16 protein-coding genes are annotated in these 16,516 nt (G+C 28.3%); 7 read left to right on the top strand and 9 right to left on the bottom strand.

The annotated features are described in order from the left end of the window. The first annotated feature begins 86 nt into the window (after positions 1-86). The 4 genes from L2Z92_RS17980 to L2Z92_RS17965 all read left to right on the top strand — a co-directional run bounded on the left by L2Z92_RS17980 (position 87) and on the right by L2Z92_RS17965 (position 6,006). Positions 87-2,528, top strand: a complete 2,442-nt coding sequence (locus tag L2Z92_RS17980; protein ID WP_236456017.1) for a YfhO family protein — start codon at positions 87-89, stop codon at positions 2,526-2,528. 104 nt (positions 2,529-2,632) lie between these two features. Next, positions 2,633-3,922 carry a glycosyltransferase family 4 protein gene (locus L2Z92_RS17975; RefSeq protein ID WP_236458877.1) on the top strand — a complete coding sequence of 430 codons (1,290 nt, stop codon included), beginning with the start codon at positions 2,633-2,635 and terminating at the stop codon, positions 3,920-3,922. After that, the gene (locus L2Z92_RS17970; protein WP_236456016.1) at positions 3,922-4,515 is read left to right on the top strand and encodes a hypothetical protein; all 594 of its coding nucleotides are present in this window, start codon (positions 3,922-3,924) and stop codon (positions 4,513-4,515) included. Before L2Z92_RS17975 ends, L2Z92_RS17970 begins: the two co-directional genes overlap by 1 nt. Before the next feature lie 30 nt (positions 4,516-4,545). Continuing rightward, a complete protein-coding gene (locus tag L2Z92_RS17965) occupies positions 4,546-6,006 on the top strand; it encodes a lipopolysaccharide biosynthesis protein (RefSeq protein ID WP_236456015.1) in 1,461 nt (486 codons plus the stop codon). A gap of 107 nt (positions 6,007-6,113) precedes the next feature. Here the strand turns inward: L2Z92_RS17965 and L2Z92_RS17960 are convergent, their stop codons facing one another. From L2Z92_RS17960 to L2Z92_RS17950, 3 genes are all read right to left on the bottom strand, one after another. Then, positions 6,114-6,818: a hypothetical protein gene (locus tag L2Z92_RS17960; RefSeq protein ID WP_236456014.1), complete on the bottom strand. Its 705-nt coding sequence runs from the start codon at positions 6,816-6,818 to the stop codon at positions 6,114-6,116. A 200-nt stretch (positions 6,819-7,018) separates the two neighbouring features. Beyond that, positions 7,019-7,345 (bottom strand): CCC motif membrane protein, encoded by a 327-nt coding sequence (locus tag L2Z92_RS17955; protein ID WP_236456013.1) that lies wholly within the window; start codon positions 7,343-7,345, stop codon positions 7,019-7,021. A 20-nt stretch (positions 7,346-7,365) separates the two neighbouring features. After that, complete coding sequence (locus tag L2Z92_RS17950) at positions 7,366-7,641, bottom strand: DUF2752 domain-containing protein (protein ID WP_236456012.1); 276 nt, start codon at positions 7,639-7,641, stop codon at positions 7,366-7,368. Positions 7,642-7,733: 92 nt separating this feature from the next. Here L2Z92_RS17950 and L2Z92_RS17945 point away from each other — a divergent pair, with 92 nt between their 5' ends. Together L2Z92_RS17945 and L2Z92_RS17940 are read left to right on the top strand one after the other, a co-directional pair. Then, positions 7,734-7,919, top strand: a complete 186-nt coding sequence (locus L2Z92_RS17945) for a hypothetical protein (RefSeq protein WP_236456011.1) — start codon at positions 7,734-7,736, stop codon at positions 7,917-7,919. After that, on the top strand, positions 7,912-8,466 hold the full coding sequence (locus tag L2Z92_RS17940; RefSeq protein WP_236456009.1) for a Smr/MutS family protein: 555 nt from the start codon (positions 7,912-7,914) through the stop codon (positions 8,464-8,466). Before L2Z92_RS17945 ends, L2Z92_RS17940 begins: the two co-directional genes overlap by 8 nt. 100 nt (positions 8,467-8,566) lie before the next feature. On the opposite strand, the gene L2Z92_RS17935 is transcribed toward L2Z92_RS17940, so the two are convergent. Next, entirely contained in the window at positions 8,567-9,085 is a 519-nt protein-coding gene (locus L2Z92_RS17935) for a hypothetical protein (protein WP_236456007.1), read from the bottom strand. Positions 9,086-9,429: 344 nt separating this feature from the next. Here L2Z92_RS17935 and L2Z92_RS17930 point away from each other — a divergent pair, with 344 nt between their 5' ends. Then, the gene (locus L2Z92_RS17930) at positions 9,430-11,196 is read left to right on the top strand and encodes an MFS transporter (RefSeq protein WP_236456005.1); all 1,767 of its coding nucleotides are present in this window, start codon (positions 9,430-9,432) and stop codon (positions 11,194-11,196) included. A gap of 81 nt (positions 11,197-11,277) precedes the next feature. Here the strand turns inward: L2Z92_RS17930 and L2Z92_RS17925 are convergent, their stop codons facing one another. The 5 genes from L2Z92_RS17925 to L2Z92_RS17905 all read right to left on the bottom strand — a co-directional run bounded on the left by L2Z92_RS17925 (position 11,278) and on the right by L2Z92_RS17905 (position 16,476). Then, positions 11,278-11,847 (bottom strand): hypothetical protein, encoded by a 570-nt coding sequence (locus L2Z92_RS17925; RefSeq protein ID WP_236456003.1) that lies wholly within the window; start codon positions 11,845-11,847, stop codon positions 11,278-11,280. 44 nt (positions 11,848-11,891) lie between these two features. Then, on the bottom strand, positions 11,892-13,070 hold the full coding sequence (locus L2Z92_RS17920; RefSeq protein WP_236456001.1) for a THUMP-like domain-containing protein: 1,179 nt from the start codon (positions 13,068-13,070) through the stop codon (positions 11,892-11,894). After that, entirely contained in the window at positions 13,070-14,158 is a 1,089-nt protein-coding gene (locus L2Z92_RS17915; protein WP_236455999.1) for an AI-2E family transporter, read from the bottom strand. The genes L2Z92_RS17920 and L2Z92_RS17915 overlap by 1 nt, the downstream gene beginning before the upstream one ends. Positions 14,159-14,227: 69 nt before the next feature. Further along, positions 14,228-15,181, bottom strand: coding sequence for a zinc metalloprotease (locus tag L2Z92_RS17910; protein ID WP_236455997.1), 954 nt, complete (start codon positions 15,179-15,181; stop codon positions 14,228-14,230). Positions 15,182-15,525: 344 nt separating this feature from the next. Further along, on the bottom strand, positions 15,526-16,476 hold the full coding sequence (locus L2Z92_RS17905; RefSeq protein WP_236455995.1) for a zinc metalloprotease: 951 nt from the start codon (positions 16,474-16,476) through the stop codon (positions 15,526-15,528). Between the last annotated feature and the right edge of the window lie 40 nt (positions 16,477-16,516).

The following is a 16,516-nucleotide window of genomic DNA, read 5'->3' as shown; positions in this document are numbered from 1 at the left end:
ATACTTTTATGAGTTGTTAGAAAGGATATTGTTTCAATATCCTTTTTTTATTTACCTTAGCGTTTTATTACAGTTATCTCTTACCAATGAAAAAAATACAATCATTATTACCTCATTTTGCAGCCATTTTTGGTTTCGTTTTAGTAGCTATTATTTATTTTTATCCTGTACTTGAAGGGAAAAAAATATACCAATCTGATATTGCACAATATACAGGTATGGCAAAAGAACAAAATGATTTTAGAAAAGAAAATGATGCAGAGCCTTATTGGACAAATAGTGCGTTTGGAGGAATGCCAACGTACCAGTTAGGAGCTAATTACCCGCATAATTATGTGAAAAAATTAGATTCTGTTTTACGTTTTTTACCGCGTCCTGCTGATTATTTGTTTTTATATTTTATTGGTTTTTATATACTTTTAATGGTTCTAAAAATTGATCCACTAAAAGCATTTTTTGGAGCGTTAGCATTTGGTTTTTCAACCTATTTAATTATAATATTGGGAGTAGGTCATAATGCAAAAGCACACGCAATTGCTTATATGCCTATGGTTCTGGCTGGAGTTTTATTGGTTTTTCAAAGGAAATATATTTTAGGAGGAATTCTTACAATGATTGCGGCCGCTTTAGAAATTCAAGCGAATCACTTTCAAATGACATATTACCTATTGATTTTATTATTGATTATAAGTGGTTTTCATATCTATGAATTTATCAAAGAAAAAGCATTTAAAGATTTAGGTAAAATTGTTGGAGTTTTTGCTATTGCAGGTTTATTAGCGATTGGTTCAAATGCTACAAATTTGATGGCAACATCAGAATATGCTAAGTTTTCAACTCGTGATAAAAGTGAACTTACTTTTAATGAAAATGGTTCTCCAAAAATAAACACCAATGCAATGAGCTATGAATACATAACGGAATATAGTTATGGTAAAGCAGAAAGTTTTAATTTAATTGCACCAAGATTATTTGGAGGTTCTAATCACGAGGATTTAGGAGTAGATTCTGAAATGTATAGTTTCATGACGCAACAAGGTGTTCCTGCTCATGAAGCAGTTGAATTAGTCAAACAAATGCCTACTTATTGGGGAGATCAGCCGATTGTTGCAGCGCCTGCATATATTGGTGTAGTAATCTTTTTCTTTTTTGTATTGTCCTTATTTATTTCAGATAATAGAAAAATAAAATATGCATTATTAACGAGTGCACTTGTATCTTTATTCCTTTCTTGGGGTAAAAACTTCTCTTTCTTAACCGATTTCTTTATTGACACTATTCCAATGTATAATAAGTTTAGAGCGGTTTCTTCCATACAAGTCATTTTAGAATTATGTATTCCTACTTTAGCTATTTTAGGATTCTATCAGTTCTTTAAGATTGAAGATAAAAAAGTGCAATGGGATTATTTATGGAAAACGAGCGCAATTGTTTTTGGACTTTTAATTGGATTATTTTTACTGAAAGGGACTTTTGATTTTTCTGGAGGAAATGATGATTATTATGCTCAAAGTTATGGTCCAGAGTTTATTAGAGCGCTTTCTGAAGATAGAATGTCATTATATACTAAAGATGTTTTACGTTCTATGGGATATGTTATTTGTGCATTTATCGCTTTGTTTTTATATAATAAAGACATGATAAAAACTACAACATCTGTTATTGTTATTGGTTTATTGATGTGTGCCGATTTGTTTTTTATTGATAAAAATTATGTAGATAAACATGATTTTGTTTCTCCAAGAGAAATGAATGAACCTTTTCAAGCTTCAGAAGCAGATTTAAAAATACTTCAAGACACAACTCATTTTAGAGTTTTTGAAATTGCAGGACAAATGAGTAGTGCAAGAAGTTCTTATTTTCATAATTCGATTGGTGGTTATCATGCTGCTAAACCAAGAAGAATGCAACAATTATTTGATTATCAGATTGCAAAAAACAATGTGAATGTTTTGAATATGTTGAATACAAAATACATAATTCAAAATAATGAACAAGGAGAATCTATTGCATTAACTAATCCTGCTGCAAATGGAAATGCATGGTTTGTAAATGAAGTTAAAAAAGTAAACTCAGCAGATGAAGAGATGAAAGCCTTAGATAGTTTAAATACTAAAGATGTGGCTATTATTAATCCTCGTTCTTTAAAAGCTAAAACTAATTTTAAAGATTTTAAAAGAGATTCATTAGCTTCAATTAAATTAGATATTTATAAACCAAATAGTCTAAAATATACATCTAATAATTCAAATGATGGATTCGCTGTGTTTTCAGAAATGTATTATAAGAATGGTTGGAATGCAACTATCGACGGTAAAGAAGCAATGATTTTTAGAACAAACTATGCTTTGAGAGGACTTTTAATTCCTGCTGGAAAGCATACTATTGAATTTACTTTTGATCCTCCAGTAGTAAAAACAGGAAGTACTATTGCTTTAATAAGTTCAATTGGGATGTTATTTTTAGTTTTAGGTGGTTTGTATTTTGAGAGAAAGAACAAAGAAGCAAGAGCAAGGATGCAAGAATAAAGTAGCAAGCTAAATTTATTTTAGCTTAACAAGAATTAAATTAAAAGCTGAATCAATTTCAGTTTGACAGAAGTAAATGGTTTAACATTTAAACAAATAATAAAATCAACAATAAAAAACAAATACTCATCGTTTCCTATTATTGGCCACCAGCAGGAGGACCAGGTGTGCAACGTTGGTTAAAATTTGTGAAATATTTACCTGAATTTGGTATTGAGCCTCATGTGTATATTCCAGAAAATCCCACTTATCCTTTACAAGATGATAAGCTACTAAGTGAGGTATCAGATGAAGTTATTGTTATAAAAAATAAAATTTTTGAACCTTATGGATTAGCTTCTATTTTTTCTAAAAAAAAGGCAAAAAAAATAAGCTCAGGGATCATTCCCAATAGAAAAAGGCAAACTTTTATTGAAAAAGTAATGCTATGGATTCGGGGAAATGTTTTTATTCCTGATGCACGTGTTTTTTGGGTGAAACCATCTGTAAAATTCCTGAGAAAATATATTGAAGAGAATCAAATAGATACAATAATAACAACAGGTCCACCACATAGTTTACATCTGATTGGCTTACAGCTAAAAAAAGAATTAAAAATTAATTGGATAACCGATTTTCGAGATCCATGGACAACAATTGGTTATCATAAACAATTGAAATTAAGTAATTGGGCAGCCAAAAAACATAAAGCATTTGAAAAAGAAGTTTTAAATAGTTGTGATACTTGTATTGTTACCTCTCCAACAACTAAAAAAGAGTTTGCAGCACTTACATCTAAACCTATTGAAGTGATTACAAATGGTTATGATGTGGAGAAAATTATTAAAAAACCTTTAGATATAAAATTTACATTAGCGCATATTGGTTCTTTTCTTTCTGAACGTAATCCGCAAATTTTATGGCAATCTTTAGCAGAATTAATAGCTGAAAATGAAGGTTTTTCAAATGATTTTGAATTGAAACTTATTGGTGCTGTGAGTAATGAAGTGTTAGAAAGTATTTCTAATCATGGTTTAACTTCGTTTATGAATCATTTAGGCTATGTATCGCATGATGTTGCATTACAAGAACAGAAAAGTTCACAGGTTTTACTTTTAGTTGAAATAGATTCTGAGGAAACAAAATGTATTATTCCAGGTAAATTATTTGAATATATGGTTTCTGAACGTCCCATTTTAGCAATTGGTCCAAACGAAACCGATTTTGAAAAAATTATAAAAGAAACCAATTCGGGTTCTTTTTTTAATTATCAAGAAAAAGAAATGCTTAAAGAATATATTTTGAAATGTTTTAATTTATATAAAGAAAATAATTTAATGTCATACCCAGTAGGCTTACAAAAATATAGTAGGAAGAATTTAACAAAACAGTTAGCTAATTCAATTTTATCATAATGAGACTTCTAATTTTTATTTTGTTATTTCAATTCATACATGCGCAAGATCAAGAAGCTACTTTGAACTTTATTGATGGTACTTCTTTAATTGGATATGGTTCAATAAAAAAGAATAAGATTAAATTTAGATTAACTAAAGATGATGATCCCGATATTTGGAATGAGGATATGGTTAAAGGTATTACATTTCATGGGTTTGATTTTGATATAAAATTTGAATATTTAAAAACGAGTAAGAATGCTTTCTATAGACTTTTTGAAGTAATTGAAGAAGGTAATGTTTCATTGTATGTTGAAACGTTAGAGTTTACTAGTATAAATAATAGAATAAATAATGGAATACGCTTTAATATTAGTAAAAAAAAATATTTTAACGAAGAACGGGATTCTGGTAAACTTAATAGTACATCTATTTTTATTAAAAGAATGGATGAAGAATACCCAACAAGTTTAAATTTTGGCTTTAAAAAAAAGGTATTAAAATATTTTTCGGGTTGTATTAGAATTGAGGAAAATATTAAATCGGGGGAATGGTTTTCAAACGATATACAAACTATTGTAAGATATTATAATGATATCTGTGCAGAATAAACTTTTTATTTTCTCAATTTTAAATGAATTATGGGTGTTGTAATCAATCAATCTATAAAGAATACAATTATTACCTACATAGGCTTTGCCATTGGAGCTGTGAATACATTATATATGTATGTTCAGTTTCTAGGAGATACTTATTATGGTTTGGTTGGTTTTATACTTTCTTGTGCGAATATATTAATGCCTTTAATGGCTTTCGGAGTTCATAATACTTTAATTAAATATTTTAATGAATATAAGACAGAAAAGGAAAAATCAGAATTTTTAAGTTTTGTTTTATTTTTGCCTTTACTTTTAGTTATTCCTTTTTCATTAATTGCTTACTTTGGGTATCATCAAATTGCACTTTTATTGTCTAAAAAAAACGACATTGTTTACGATTATGTTTGGCAAATTCCAGTTATAGGCTTGTCAATGGGATATTTCGAAATTTTTTATGCATGGGTAAAAGTGCATTTAAAATCGGTTTTAGGTAATTTTATAAAGGAAGTGTTTTTGCGTATTTTAGTAAGTGTTTCTTTATTTGCAGTTTATTTCAATTGGATAACTCCAGATGATTTTGTGTATAGTTTGATGGGGATTTATATTCTTTCAATGCTTATTATGAAATTTTTCGCTTTTAAAGAAAGATTTCCTAAGTTTCAAATTAAATTACCTTCAAATTATAAAGCAATAATTGGTTATAGTTTATTCATTATTTTAACAGGTGGAATTGCCAATTTGTTTTTAGAAATTGACAAGATAATGTTGAATGGTTATGTGAAAATTGAAAATATTGCATACTATTCTGTAGCTATTTTTATTGCAACTGTTATTGCTGTTCCAAGTAGAGCTATGCATCAAATAACTTATCCTATTACCGCAAAATTGATTAGTGAAAATAAAATAAAGGAACTTAATGAATTGTATAAGAAAACATCAATTACGCTTCAAGTCATTGGTGGTTTACTATTTATCGGAATTCTAGCTAATATAAACCAACTCTATTTGTTGTTACCTGAAAAATACTCGGGCGGAATTTTTGTTGTATTCACAATTGGTTTATCTAAATATTTCGATTTAATTTTAGGTAATAATAATGCAATAATTTTTAATTCAAAATATTATAGAACAGTACTTTTTCTAGGTGTTTTATTAGTTTTAATAACGGTTGGGTTAAACATGATTTTTATTCCATTATATGGTTTGAAAGGAACTGCTTTCGCAACGCTATTATCAATTACTCTTTATAGTTTATCGAAATTATTATTTGTAGTGTTTAAAATGAAATTATTCCCTTTTACAAAAGCTACATTGCAATCTTTTGGCGTTTTATTGCTTACATTTTTATTGTTTTATTTTTGGGATTTTAAGTTTCATCCTATTTTAAATATTGGTATTAAATCTATTTTAATAACTCTGTTTTATTTAGGTTTGTCGTATTATTTGAAGCTATCTTTAGATATAAACAACATATTTGATACATTGATTAAAAGGATAAAATAGTTTTTTTACTATTTAATATAAAATAAAAAACCTGCGACACATTACTGTTCCGCAGGATTTTAACAAACTAAACCAATCAAAAACTATAGTATGAAATTTTCATTTCACTAATTTTTTTCTTTTAACTCTTTAATATCATCTTTAGACATTTTAGATTTTGAACCATCTTTACGATAGTAATAATAATCTTCATCATTATCTGCATTATAATTATCTGCATCATTATTATTGTTATAATAGTTATCAGCTTGATAATGATTGTTTTGATGGCTATAGCCATGAGAATGACTAGAAGCGTTTACATATCCAATGCTATTCACAATACATCCATGTCTGTCATATACTATTCTCATTCCTCCAATTTGAGTAAGTGCAAAGCTATTATATCTCATATAAACAGATCCCACTCTTTTTACTCTTCCGTCAAAATCATAGTTGATAAAAACATTTCCAATTCGTCTCACTCTTCCATAATAATCATGTTCAATTTTTGTGCCATAATTTCTTGGAGAATAATGATTATATGATCTTGTTCGAACACCTGGTGCTCCATATGTTGTATTTCTATTTTCTCTTCCTGAAGAAGATCTAGGAGCTGTTGTTTCTACAGTATTAAAATCAAAATCTCCATTTGGGAATACATAAAACTCGATTCCTCTTTCTAAAAATACAATTGGATCTGCATTTCTATAATCTACAGGTGGATAATAATTTTCATTTACATCATCAAATACCTTTTTATCTGATGCTTTTGCAGTGCTAAATCCTAAACTTAAGATTGCAATAACTAATATTTGAGTAATTTTTTTCATAATACATCAATTTAAGGTTAAACTTCAACTTTCTTAGAATAAACTTTCTAATTGGGTTGCTTGCTTAGGTATATTCAATTTACGTGCCAAAAATTGTAATATCTGAAAAATTTTATTTAAGTATTTGTTTATTAGATGTTTATGTTTAATTAAAAAATCCAGCTGTTGAGCTGGATTTAGTGTTTTTTTAAAGAAAACTTTTATCTATTTTGAAATTGTTCGATTAATTCTCTCATTTGTTCATTTGATTCTTGATATTTTCCAGTTGCTAGTAAATAAATTAAATAAATAACAAATACTGTACTTATTGCAAAACTAACAATATTCACAATTTTCCATGTGCTTAATGAACCAGGATTATATTGTTCTGGATTTGCTTGAATTAATTTTTCTGATTGATTGGTCAAATAAAGTCCAATTCCAGATAATACTAAGCCAAGGACACCATTTGTACAGCAACATCCAATAAAGGATACTATACCAAGTATCATTATAGCTTGCTCATTAGGTAATTTTTGTTTTTCCATGATTTATAGTTTAATTGATTTTAATTATTAATTTTTATAAGATATGATGTTATCATTATGAAGCCATTAATTATTGCTAACCATTTTATAGGTGAATTATAGTTTCTTCTTTTATCTATAAAATGGAGTGAGATAGATAAAAAGAACAGTATTAATGTATAGATAGCAGGATATATTTTAAATGCGGCAATTAATTCTCCTTTTAATAAAAAAACTAAAGATCGTTGAATACCACAACCTAAACATTCCACTCCAAAAAGTGTTTTGCTAAAGCAAGGGATCATATATTCTTCCATTTTTACTTAAATTTAATACAAGTTTACAAAAAAAATAGTGGAAAAAAACATGCTTTTAATTTTTAGTTTATATTTGAAGAAATTAAAGAAACATGAATAAATTTATATATATAATATTATTTTTTGCATTTGGTTTGTATGCTTTATATGAACAATCGCAACCAGAACCTAATAAGTTTATTATGATTGGAGCTTTTGCTATATTCATGTATGGACTTTTTAGATTAATGAATAAAATACCTAGTAAGAACGATCAAGAAATAGATGAAGATGAATAATTTTGAAATAGGAGATAGGGTTTCAGTTTTAGATGATGCCATAGATGGAGAAATCATTAAAATAGCAGGTAAAGATATAGTTATTAAAACTAGTGAAGATTTTGTAATGACTTTTCAAAGTGAGGAATTAGTGAAAGTAAATAATGATTCTTTAAAGAATTTGTTTTCTTCTAAAAGTTTATCTCAGGTTCTATCTGAAAAAACAGAACCTAAAAAACGATCATTTGTTAAAGAAAAAAAATCGAAAAAAGAAGAATTCGTTTTAGAAGTAGATTTGCATATAGAAAAATTAGTTCCTCAAACAAGAGGTATGTCTAATTACGATATATTAAATATTCAAATGGATACGGCTAAAGGACAACTTGAGTTTGCTATAAGGAATAGAATGCAAAAATTAGTTTTTATTCATGGAGTAGGTGAAGGTGTTCTAAAATCGGAATTAGAATTTCTATTATCTCGATATGATCAAATTAGTTTTCAAGAGGCTAGTTTTCAAAAATATGGATTTGGAGCAACTGCGGTTCATATTAAGCAAAACACCAATTAAAAATGGATAAAAAAATATCCAGCTGAATTTACTTATAAAACTTGTTAATTATATGAGTAAATTCAGCTGGACATATGTGATTGCTTTATACTATATATTTTTAGTCGAGTATTTCATGATTTCCATAATTATAACTCGTAAAACTAAAAGAGTTGTCACTACTTGAAAAATTTACATTCAAGAATGTAACATTATGAGAATGACCTATAACTTCATCATCAGTATTTGTAAGCTCATTGGTTAAAACTGAAATGGTTCCACCAGTTGCTAGCCATTCTTTAGTAACTGTAGGGGAAGAAACGGGTACTATTGAGCACACTGTGTTTTGAGAAACTGTACTTGAATATTTTCTATAGATTACTTGATTTTGAGTAGAAGTAATTGTCAATGTTCTTGGTGTACTTCCAGTTTCAATTGGTTGGAAAAGGGAATTATAATTTGTTTCACCTAAATTAATCAACAATAACTCGTCATTTGATGTTTTGAAAATTAATTCCTTAGAATCGGGACATTTTTGGATTAGTCCATCATCAAAATTAAATGATTCTAATGTAATATCTCCATCATCGCAAGAAGATAAATTGAAAGCAACAAAAAGGAACAACAATATTTTTTTCATAACAATTTGACTTGTTTTATAATGCAAATTTATTTTTACAAAAATATGTTTAATATTTTAATACAGGATCATTTTTAAACTTATTTAACAGATTGTGGTTTTTATTCTTAAAATGATAAATGTGAGTTATTAACAAACGCAAACGTTGTAATTTTTATTATTAAATGATTTTTTTTGGTTAAGAAAACGTTTTCGTTAATAAATATTTAGAGGAATTGTGTTTATAAATAGCTTATAAATGTATATTTATGAAAAATTTCACAGTAATACTATCATTACAATAATTATAATTTAGATTGATTAATCTGACACTTAAGCCTTAAAACAATAAAATATTTATTTATATGAACAACAAACAAATCAAAACAAACTATCCGGCTTTATATACTCTTATAACGGTCTTTTTTTTCTGGGGATTTATTGCTGCTGGAAACAGTATTTTTATTCCTTTTTGTAAACATTATTTTTCATTAGATCAATTTCAATCTCAATTGATCGATTTCGCTTTTTATACCGCTTATTATATGGGTGCTTTATGGATGTTTACCATTGGTAACTTTACGGGAAATGATATTGTTGGTAAATGGGGATATAAAAAAAGTATAATCTATGGGCTACTATTTTCAGCACTTGGAGCGGGTGCTATGATTATTGCTGTGGAAGCTAATTTATATACAGGGATGTTAGTTGGACTTTTTATAGTAGCTCTTGGGTTTTCTTTACAGCAAACTGCAGCAAATCCTTTTGCAATATTATTAGGTGATCCAAAAACTGGTGCAAGTCGTGTGAATCTTGGTGGCGGAATTAACTCTTTCGGAACTACAATTGGACCTATTGTAGTTGGTTTAGCTTTATTTGGAACTGCAACTTCTATTACTGATGATCAAATCAAATTATTAGAATTAAATAAAGTAGTTATTCTATATATATGTGTAGGTTTACTTTTTGTAGGCGCTGCTGCTTTGTTTTATTTTTCTAAAAAAGTACCTTCTGGTGTCTCAGAAGAACCAGTGGAAAAAGCGAATAAAGCAATTATTACATTATGGACAATGACGCTTTTGTTAGGTGTAATGTTTACACCCGTTTTTCAAAGTTATAAAAGTGATGAAGCAGTTAAAATTGTATCATTAAATAAAGAATTAACGCAATTGAAAGATGTTGATTTAAAGAATGATACAATAGATAAGGATAGTACTTACCATTTAATAGCTGCTAAAGAATCAGAAATTAAAGTCTTGCAAGAGCCTTTAGAGCAAAGTAGAATGAATTGGCTAATTGGAGCATTGGCTGTGGTTTTAGGTGGTATTTTATTTTCTTACACTTCTGCTAAAAAGAAATCTGAAGGTTGGGGAGCAATGCAATATCCACAATTGGTCTTGGGAATGTTGGCTATATTTACCTATGTTGGTGTAGAAGTAGCAATTGGAAGTAATTTAGGGGAATTATTAAAATTAAAAGATTTTGGTGGCTTAGAGTCATCTGCTATTGCTCCTTATATTTCAATGTATTGGGGAAGTTTAATGATTGGTCGTTGGGCTGGTGCAATTAGTGTTTTCAATCTGTCAGGAATAAAGAAAACAATTGCGCTAATTGTTGTGCCTCTAATTGCTTTTGGAATAATTTTAGGTGTTAATATTGTCACAGGAAAAGACATGAAGCCTTTGTATTATTATGTTCTATGTGTTTTGATTCAAATAGGTGCATTTTTCTTAAGTAAAGACAAGCCTGCTAGAACGTTAATTATTTTCGGATTATTTGGTGTTTTTGCAATGTTAATTGGTCTTTTTACTACTGGAACGGTAGCTATTTATGCATTTTTAGCGGGTGGATTAGCATGTTCTATTATGTGGCCTTCAATCTTTAGTTTGTCTATTATTGGCTTAGGAAAATACACATCACAAGGATCTGCATTTTTGGTTATGATGATTTTAGGAGGTGGAATTATTCCTCCAATTCAAGGGAAATTATCTGATATTATTGGAATTCATCAATCGTATATTATTGCTGTACTGTGTTTTGCATATTTAACATTGTTTGCGATTTTAGTGAAAGGAATATTGAAAAAACAAAATATAGATGTTGATGCTATTGAGACTGAAGGTTCTCATTAATCTTTAGTTATATTATATAACAAAAACGCGATACAAATTTGTATCGCGTTTTTTGTTATGCTTTTTGATAATAATTATTTGTTATTCTATACAAGGTAAGTCTTCAATAAAAAATTGATTAGGACGAAAGGTTGCTTTTAATAATTCTGATTGAATTTCTTTTTCTATAACATAATCTTTTCCACCATTTGAATATTGAATTCTTATGATGCTAATTGGAGATTTTTTTAATTCGTCATAATTTGTTTTAGAAAACACAAAATAACTAGTCAAAATTCTAATATTACTTTTGTCAACTTCATCATAAGTTAGTGTTGAACATAAAGCTTCGTTGATACTTAGTAGTGAAATTATTTTTCCATTATCTAACTGGATAATAATTCTAGACGATTTATTTAAGCAATTTGTTGGAATAAAATCGGTGCTTTTCTGAATAAGCTGATAAATCAAAGTAGGTACACCATTGTTATTCATTAATCCAAATTGAATAAATTCTTTAGAATCTCCAAAAACTCTTTCATACATTAATTTTTTAGGCAATACTTTAATCAAAGTAGAGTCTGTCTTTTCTTCTAAATCATATATACAATCTTTTGTTTGTGCAACATGAAATAAAGGAATCAATATGAACAGTAGAACAATTTTTTTCATTTTATAATGGGTTAAATAGTGTCTTAGAATTATGCAATAGTAGGTTATACTTTGGAACAAAGCAAAACTATTTTATTATTTTCAATATTTGTAGTAAAAAAAGCAAAAACTGTTCCACCATCTTTTATTTTATATTTCTTTTTAATTTCATCAACTTTTAAAGGGAAATTCCGTGTCGTTACATTCATCTTAGAATTGATAATTCCTTTTATTTCTTTTTTTTGAAATGGAATTATTGAATTAATTTTAAAACGTCTTCCAGGAAAGTCTATTTTGTTATTTGATGTATACAAATGAGAATGTTGATGTAGCTTATTGAATTGAAAAATTTCTGAAATTGCATTGAAATTTCCAGATTTTAAAAGAGAAGCATTTGGTTCGTATAAATAAGTTTCGGGTAAGCTAAACGTTGGTGAATATTCTTTTCCTAAGATTGTTTTAACGATTGAATCATTTTCTTTTTCAAGATTAACGGAAATAAGAGTAACATCATTAGTGTAGTCTTTTTCAATTTCCCATAATAGTTCTTTCACTTCATTATCTACAGCAACAATATGAATGTTTTTTACATTATGTAACTCGTTTAAACCAGCTTGAATGTCAAGAATAGGAGCAGTTTTAATAAGTATTCTGTTTGTGTAGTTATAATAAAAACTTAATAAATCTGGAACATTGGGTTCGCAATCTTGTAGAAGGAAAACCTTTCCTTTTTTATCATTTCTTCGTGATGGATCAATATATATACAGTCAAATTGTGAGTTCAGTTTTTTTAATATTTCAGCACTTTCTCCTGCAATACATTTAATGTTTTCTTTTTTAAGTTGTTTGTAGTTATGAGATACAATAGATGATAACTCTTCGTTAATTTCACAATGAATTACATTTTTAAAAACACTTGAAAAATAGTAATCATCAATTCCAAATCCGCCAGACAAATCAATTAGATTTTCTCCTTCAATTATTGATGATTTATATTTTGCAGCCCTTTCGGAAGATGTTTGTTCTATAGAAACTTTTGGAGGATAAATAATATGTTCCGTAGTAAACCAAGTTGGTAATTTGTCTTTTGCTTTTTGTTTGGCTACAATTTGGTTAATGATTTGACTGTATCCAATTGTTTTAAAATTATGTTTTTGTAATGCTAAATCACTAATATTAGAATTAATGTTTTCATTTATAAAATCTTGAATTTCTTTTGTTAAAAATAAGTTTAAATGATTCACTAAATATCCTTTGTTAAAGCTTTAATAATTCTGTTTTCAGGTAGGAATTCCTTTCCAATAACTTTTAAAGCAGTATATGTTGGTACAGCTACAATCATTCCTGTAATACCAAATAAAATACCAGAACATAAAATGACTAAAAATATTTCTAAAGGATGCGATTTAGTGCTTTTAGAGAAAATTATAGGTTGACTAAAGTTGTTGTCTATTAATTGCACAATAAACATACCAATGAGTACATAAAGCGTTGTTGGTAGAGTATTACTAACAAAATGATCGCCTATACCGCTAATCATTATTAAAATAGACGCAACAATCATCCCTAATAATGGTCCTAAATATGGAATTATATTTAATACAGCACAAAGTAATGCAATTATGAATGCATTTTCTATTCCAAATATTAAGAAAACTATAAGATATAATACTAATATGATAAATAATTGAATTAATAAACCAATAAAATAACGTGTTAGTAAATGTAGAATTTTGTCTATAGAAGTTAAAATTTTACTTTTCTGATTTCTAGGTAAAACAAATTTAAATACTCTAAAAGCATTGTCTTTTTCTTTTAATAGGAAGAAGGAAATGAATAAAACGGAGGCTAAACCCATTCCAAAATTTCCAACTAAGCTTAAAATTCCATTAAATATATCAGGAATAAAATTAAAATCTATTTTTGAAGTGATTTCTTCTGGGTTCACAATTTTATCAATATTGATGTTGTGTGATTCTAAATAGCTAGTAATATTTTGAAATAATTCATTATAACTTGCTTCTAGTGCATTAATATCTAAAAGTGAAAGATTTTCTCCTTGTGAAATAAGTAGTGGTACAAACAAAAGAATAAAGCTTATAACGAGAAGTATAAATAATAGTAAGGTAGTTATTACTGCTAAGGTATTTTTAAACTTTAATTTTGTTTTTAGAAATTTTACTAATGGATTTGCAATTAGTGAAAATACAATTGATACAATACAATATACCATCAAAGTAGATAGTTTGTAGCATAAAAATAATACTAAAGTAATTCCGAAGAGTATAAAAACGGTTCGTAATAATCCGTTAGAAAGTTCTTTTGATGTCATGAATCAAAAGTATAAAAAAACTCGCTAATTAGTAGCGAGTTTTTAGTAAATATAATTAAGTTGATTTTATTATCTAAACGATTTTCTAGCACCTGTAGTAGAGAAAATTGCTAACATTCTAGTTTTTTGACCATTTGAGAACATATACATTCCTCTATCGTCTGTATAATCCATATAATTCATATACATTTCAAGTGGAGTACCGGAACAAGTACTTCTGTGTCCAACTGCAGGAACACCATAGTTTGCTGTATTATGAGAAGGAGTATCACTTACTTGATCATTTCCACATGTAGCATCTCCCCAAATATGACGTAAATTCATCCAATGTCCAACTTCATGTGTTCCTGTTCTACCAAGATTGAAAGGATATGTTGCAGTTCCATTTGTACCTGTATATTTTGAATCAATTGCTACACCATCTGTTGCCGAAGAACCTCCAGGAAATTGAGCATAACCTAAAATTCCACCACCAATTGTACAAACCCAGTAGTTTAATTTTGTTGTTGGTGAAGTTGGCGCTATACCACCTGTACTTGTTTTCTTCATAGCATCATTTGTTCCCCAAGAAGTTTTAGTTGTTGATTTTCTAACAACTTTGTCTAAAACGAAACGGATACCAACATTTGCTCTAACGCTACTGTAAGGGTTGTTTGCAGTATTATAGTCTGAGTTTTGAGCATTAAAATCTTTGTTTAATACGTCAATTTGAGACTGTAGTTGTGCTTGAGAAATGTTTTCTGCCGCTGTTCTGTATAATACATTAAATACAACAGGGATCTCAATAACACCGTTTACAATTCTACCTTGAGCTTTTGCGGTTTCAGTATCGAGCTCAATTTCTTGCATTCTTTTAGCTAAGCTAGGATCTTCTTTTAATTGTCTTTCAAGAACATCATGAGAGGCACAACCTCTGTGTGCAATAACAGATGTTTCAGGAGTATCTGTAACTGTGTTGTTGTCTTCGTTGTTACAAGAAATCATAAGCATTAATGCTGCTGCAGATAAAAAGATTTTTTTCATAATAAATTAGTTTTTTTGTTATTTGTTGGTTTATTAACATTGCAATTTTATAACAAAAAAAAATGTTATTTATTTTTAAAAGTTTTAAAAAGTTATTGTTTTATAATTATTTTTAGTATATAATTGCATTTTTAGTAAAATTATTTTATTAACAAGTTAATTCTTGTTGATTCTTACAAAAAAGGTTAATCTTGAATACATTTTATGTGTATTTTGGTAAGGCTTACATTTTTTTTGTAATATTAGTTAAAATCGTTTTTGTCTTCCGTGTAAATAAAAAGTGAATTTTATGTAAAAAAAAAGACAACAGTTAAGTTGTCTTTTTAATTGATGAGTGTTTGAAATTATCTAAATGATGCTCTTGGTCCTGAAGTTGAAAAAACAGATAACATTCTACTTTTTTGACCATTAGAGAACATATACATTCCTCTGTCATCTGTATAATCCATGTAATTCATGTACATTTCTAACGGTGTTCCGGAGCAAGTACTTCTGTGTCCAACAGATGGAACTCCATAATTTGCGGTATTGTGAGTTGGAGTATCGCTTACTTGGTCATTACCACATGTAGAGTCTCCCCAAATGTGTCTTAAGTTCATCCAATGTCCAACTTCGTGAGTAGCTGTTCTACCTAAATTAAATGGGTAGCTAGCTGTTCCATTAGTTCCAGTGTATTTTGAATCTATAACAACACCATCTGTAGCAGATGATCCTCCTGGAAATTGTGCGTAGCCTAATATTCCTCCTCCAATTGTGCAAACCCAATAATTTAATTTTGTTGTTGGTGAAGTTGGATCAATTCCTCCTCTGTTTGATTTTTTCATTGCATCGTTTGTACCCCATGATCTTTTGTTGGTTCTTTTTCTAACAACTTTGTCTAAAACGAAACGGATACCAACATTAGCTCTAATACTACTGTAAGGATTGTTTGGTGTGTTGAAATCTGAATTTTGTGCATTAAAATCTTTGTTTAAAACGTCAATTTGTGATTGTAACTGAGATTGTGAGATGTTTTCAGATGAACTTCTGTATAATACATTAAATACTACAGGAATTTCTAAGACACCATTAACAATTCTGCCTTGTGCAATTGTTTTTTCTGTATTGAATTCAATTTCTTTCATTCTTTGAGCTAAACTTGGATCTTCTTTTAATTGTCGATCTAGTACTTCGTGTGAAGCACAACCTCTGTGTGCTAGGGTAGTAGTTTCTGGAGAATCTACAATTTCGTTTTCTTCTTTGTTACAAGAAAACATCAGCATTAATACTGCGGCAGATAATAAGATTTTTTTCATAATAATTAATTTGTTTGGTTGTTAAAATGTTAATACTACA

The sequence above is a fragment of the Flavobacterium jumunjinense genome (assembly GCF_021650975.2).
Taxonomy (GTDB): Bacteria; Bacteroidota; Bacteroidia; order Flavobacteriales; family Flavobacteriaceae; genus Flavobacterium; species Flavobacterium jumunjinense.
The sequence above is the reverse complement of the archived record's forward strand: the minus strand, read 5'-3'. Positions and strand labels throughout refer to the sequence as shown.

Bases quoted from the DNA above. Each gene is read 5' to 3' on its own strand.
- L2Z92_RS17980 (WP_236456017.1), top strand. From the start codon at position 87: ATGAAAAAAATACAATCATTATTACCTCATTTTGCAGCCATTTTTGGT.
- L2Z92_RS17970 (WP_236456016.1), top strand. From the start codon at position 3,922: ATGAGACTTCTAATTTTTATTTTGTTATTTCAATTCATACATGCGCAA.
- L2Z92_RS17965 (WP_236456015.1), top strand. From the start codon at position 4,546: ATGGGTGTTGTAATCAATCAATCTATAAAGAATACAATTATTACCTAC.
- L2Z92_RS17960 (WP_236456014.1), bottom strand. From the start codon at position 6,818: ATGAAAAAAATTACTCAAATATTAGTTATTGCAATCTTAAGTTTAGGA.
- L2Z92_RS17955 (WP_236456013.1), bottom strand. From the start codon at position 7,345: ATGGAAAAACAAAAATTACCTAATGAGCAAGCTATAATGATACTTGGT.
- L2Z92_RS17950 (WP_236456012.1), bottom strand. From the start codon at position 7,641: ATGGAAGAATATATGATCCCTTGCTTTAGCAAAACACTTTTTGGAGTG.
- L2Z92_RS17945 (WP_236456011.1), top strand. From the start codon at position 7,734: ATGAATAAATTTATATATATAATATTATTTTTTGCATTTGGTTTGTAT.
- L2Z92_RS17940 (WP_236456009.1), top strand. From the start codon at position 7,912: ATGAATAATTTTGAAATAGGAGATAGGGTTTCAGTTTTAGATGATGCC.
- L2Z92_RS17935 (WP_236456007.1), bottom strand. From the start codon at position 9,085: ATGAAAAAAATATTGTTGTTCCTTTTTGTTGCTTTCAATTTATCTTCT.
- L2Z92_RS17930 (WP_236456005.1), top strand. From the start codon at position 9,430: ATGAACAACAAACAAATCAAAACAAACTATCCGGCTTTATATACTCTT.
- L2Z92_RS17925 (WP_236456003.1), bottom strand. From the start codon at position 11,847: ATGAAAAAAATTGTTCTACTGTTCATATTGATTCCTTTATTTCATGTT.
- L2Z92_RS17915 (WP_236455999.1), bottom strand. From the start codon at position 14,158: ATGACATCAAAAGAACTTTCTAACGGATTATTACGAACCGTTTTTATA.
- L2Z92_RS17910 (WP_236455997.1), bottom strand. From the start codon at position 15,181: ATGAAAAAAATCTTTTTATCTGCAGCAGCATTAATGCTTATGATTTCT.
- L2Z92_RS17905 (WP_236455995.1), bottom strand. From the start codon at position 16,476: ATGAAAAAAATCTTATTATCTGCCGCAGTATTAATGCTGATGTTTTCT.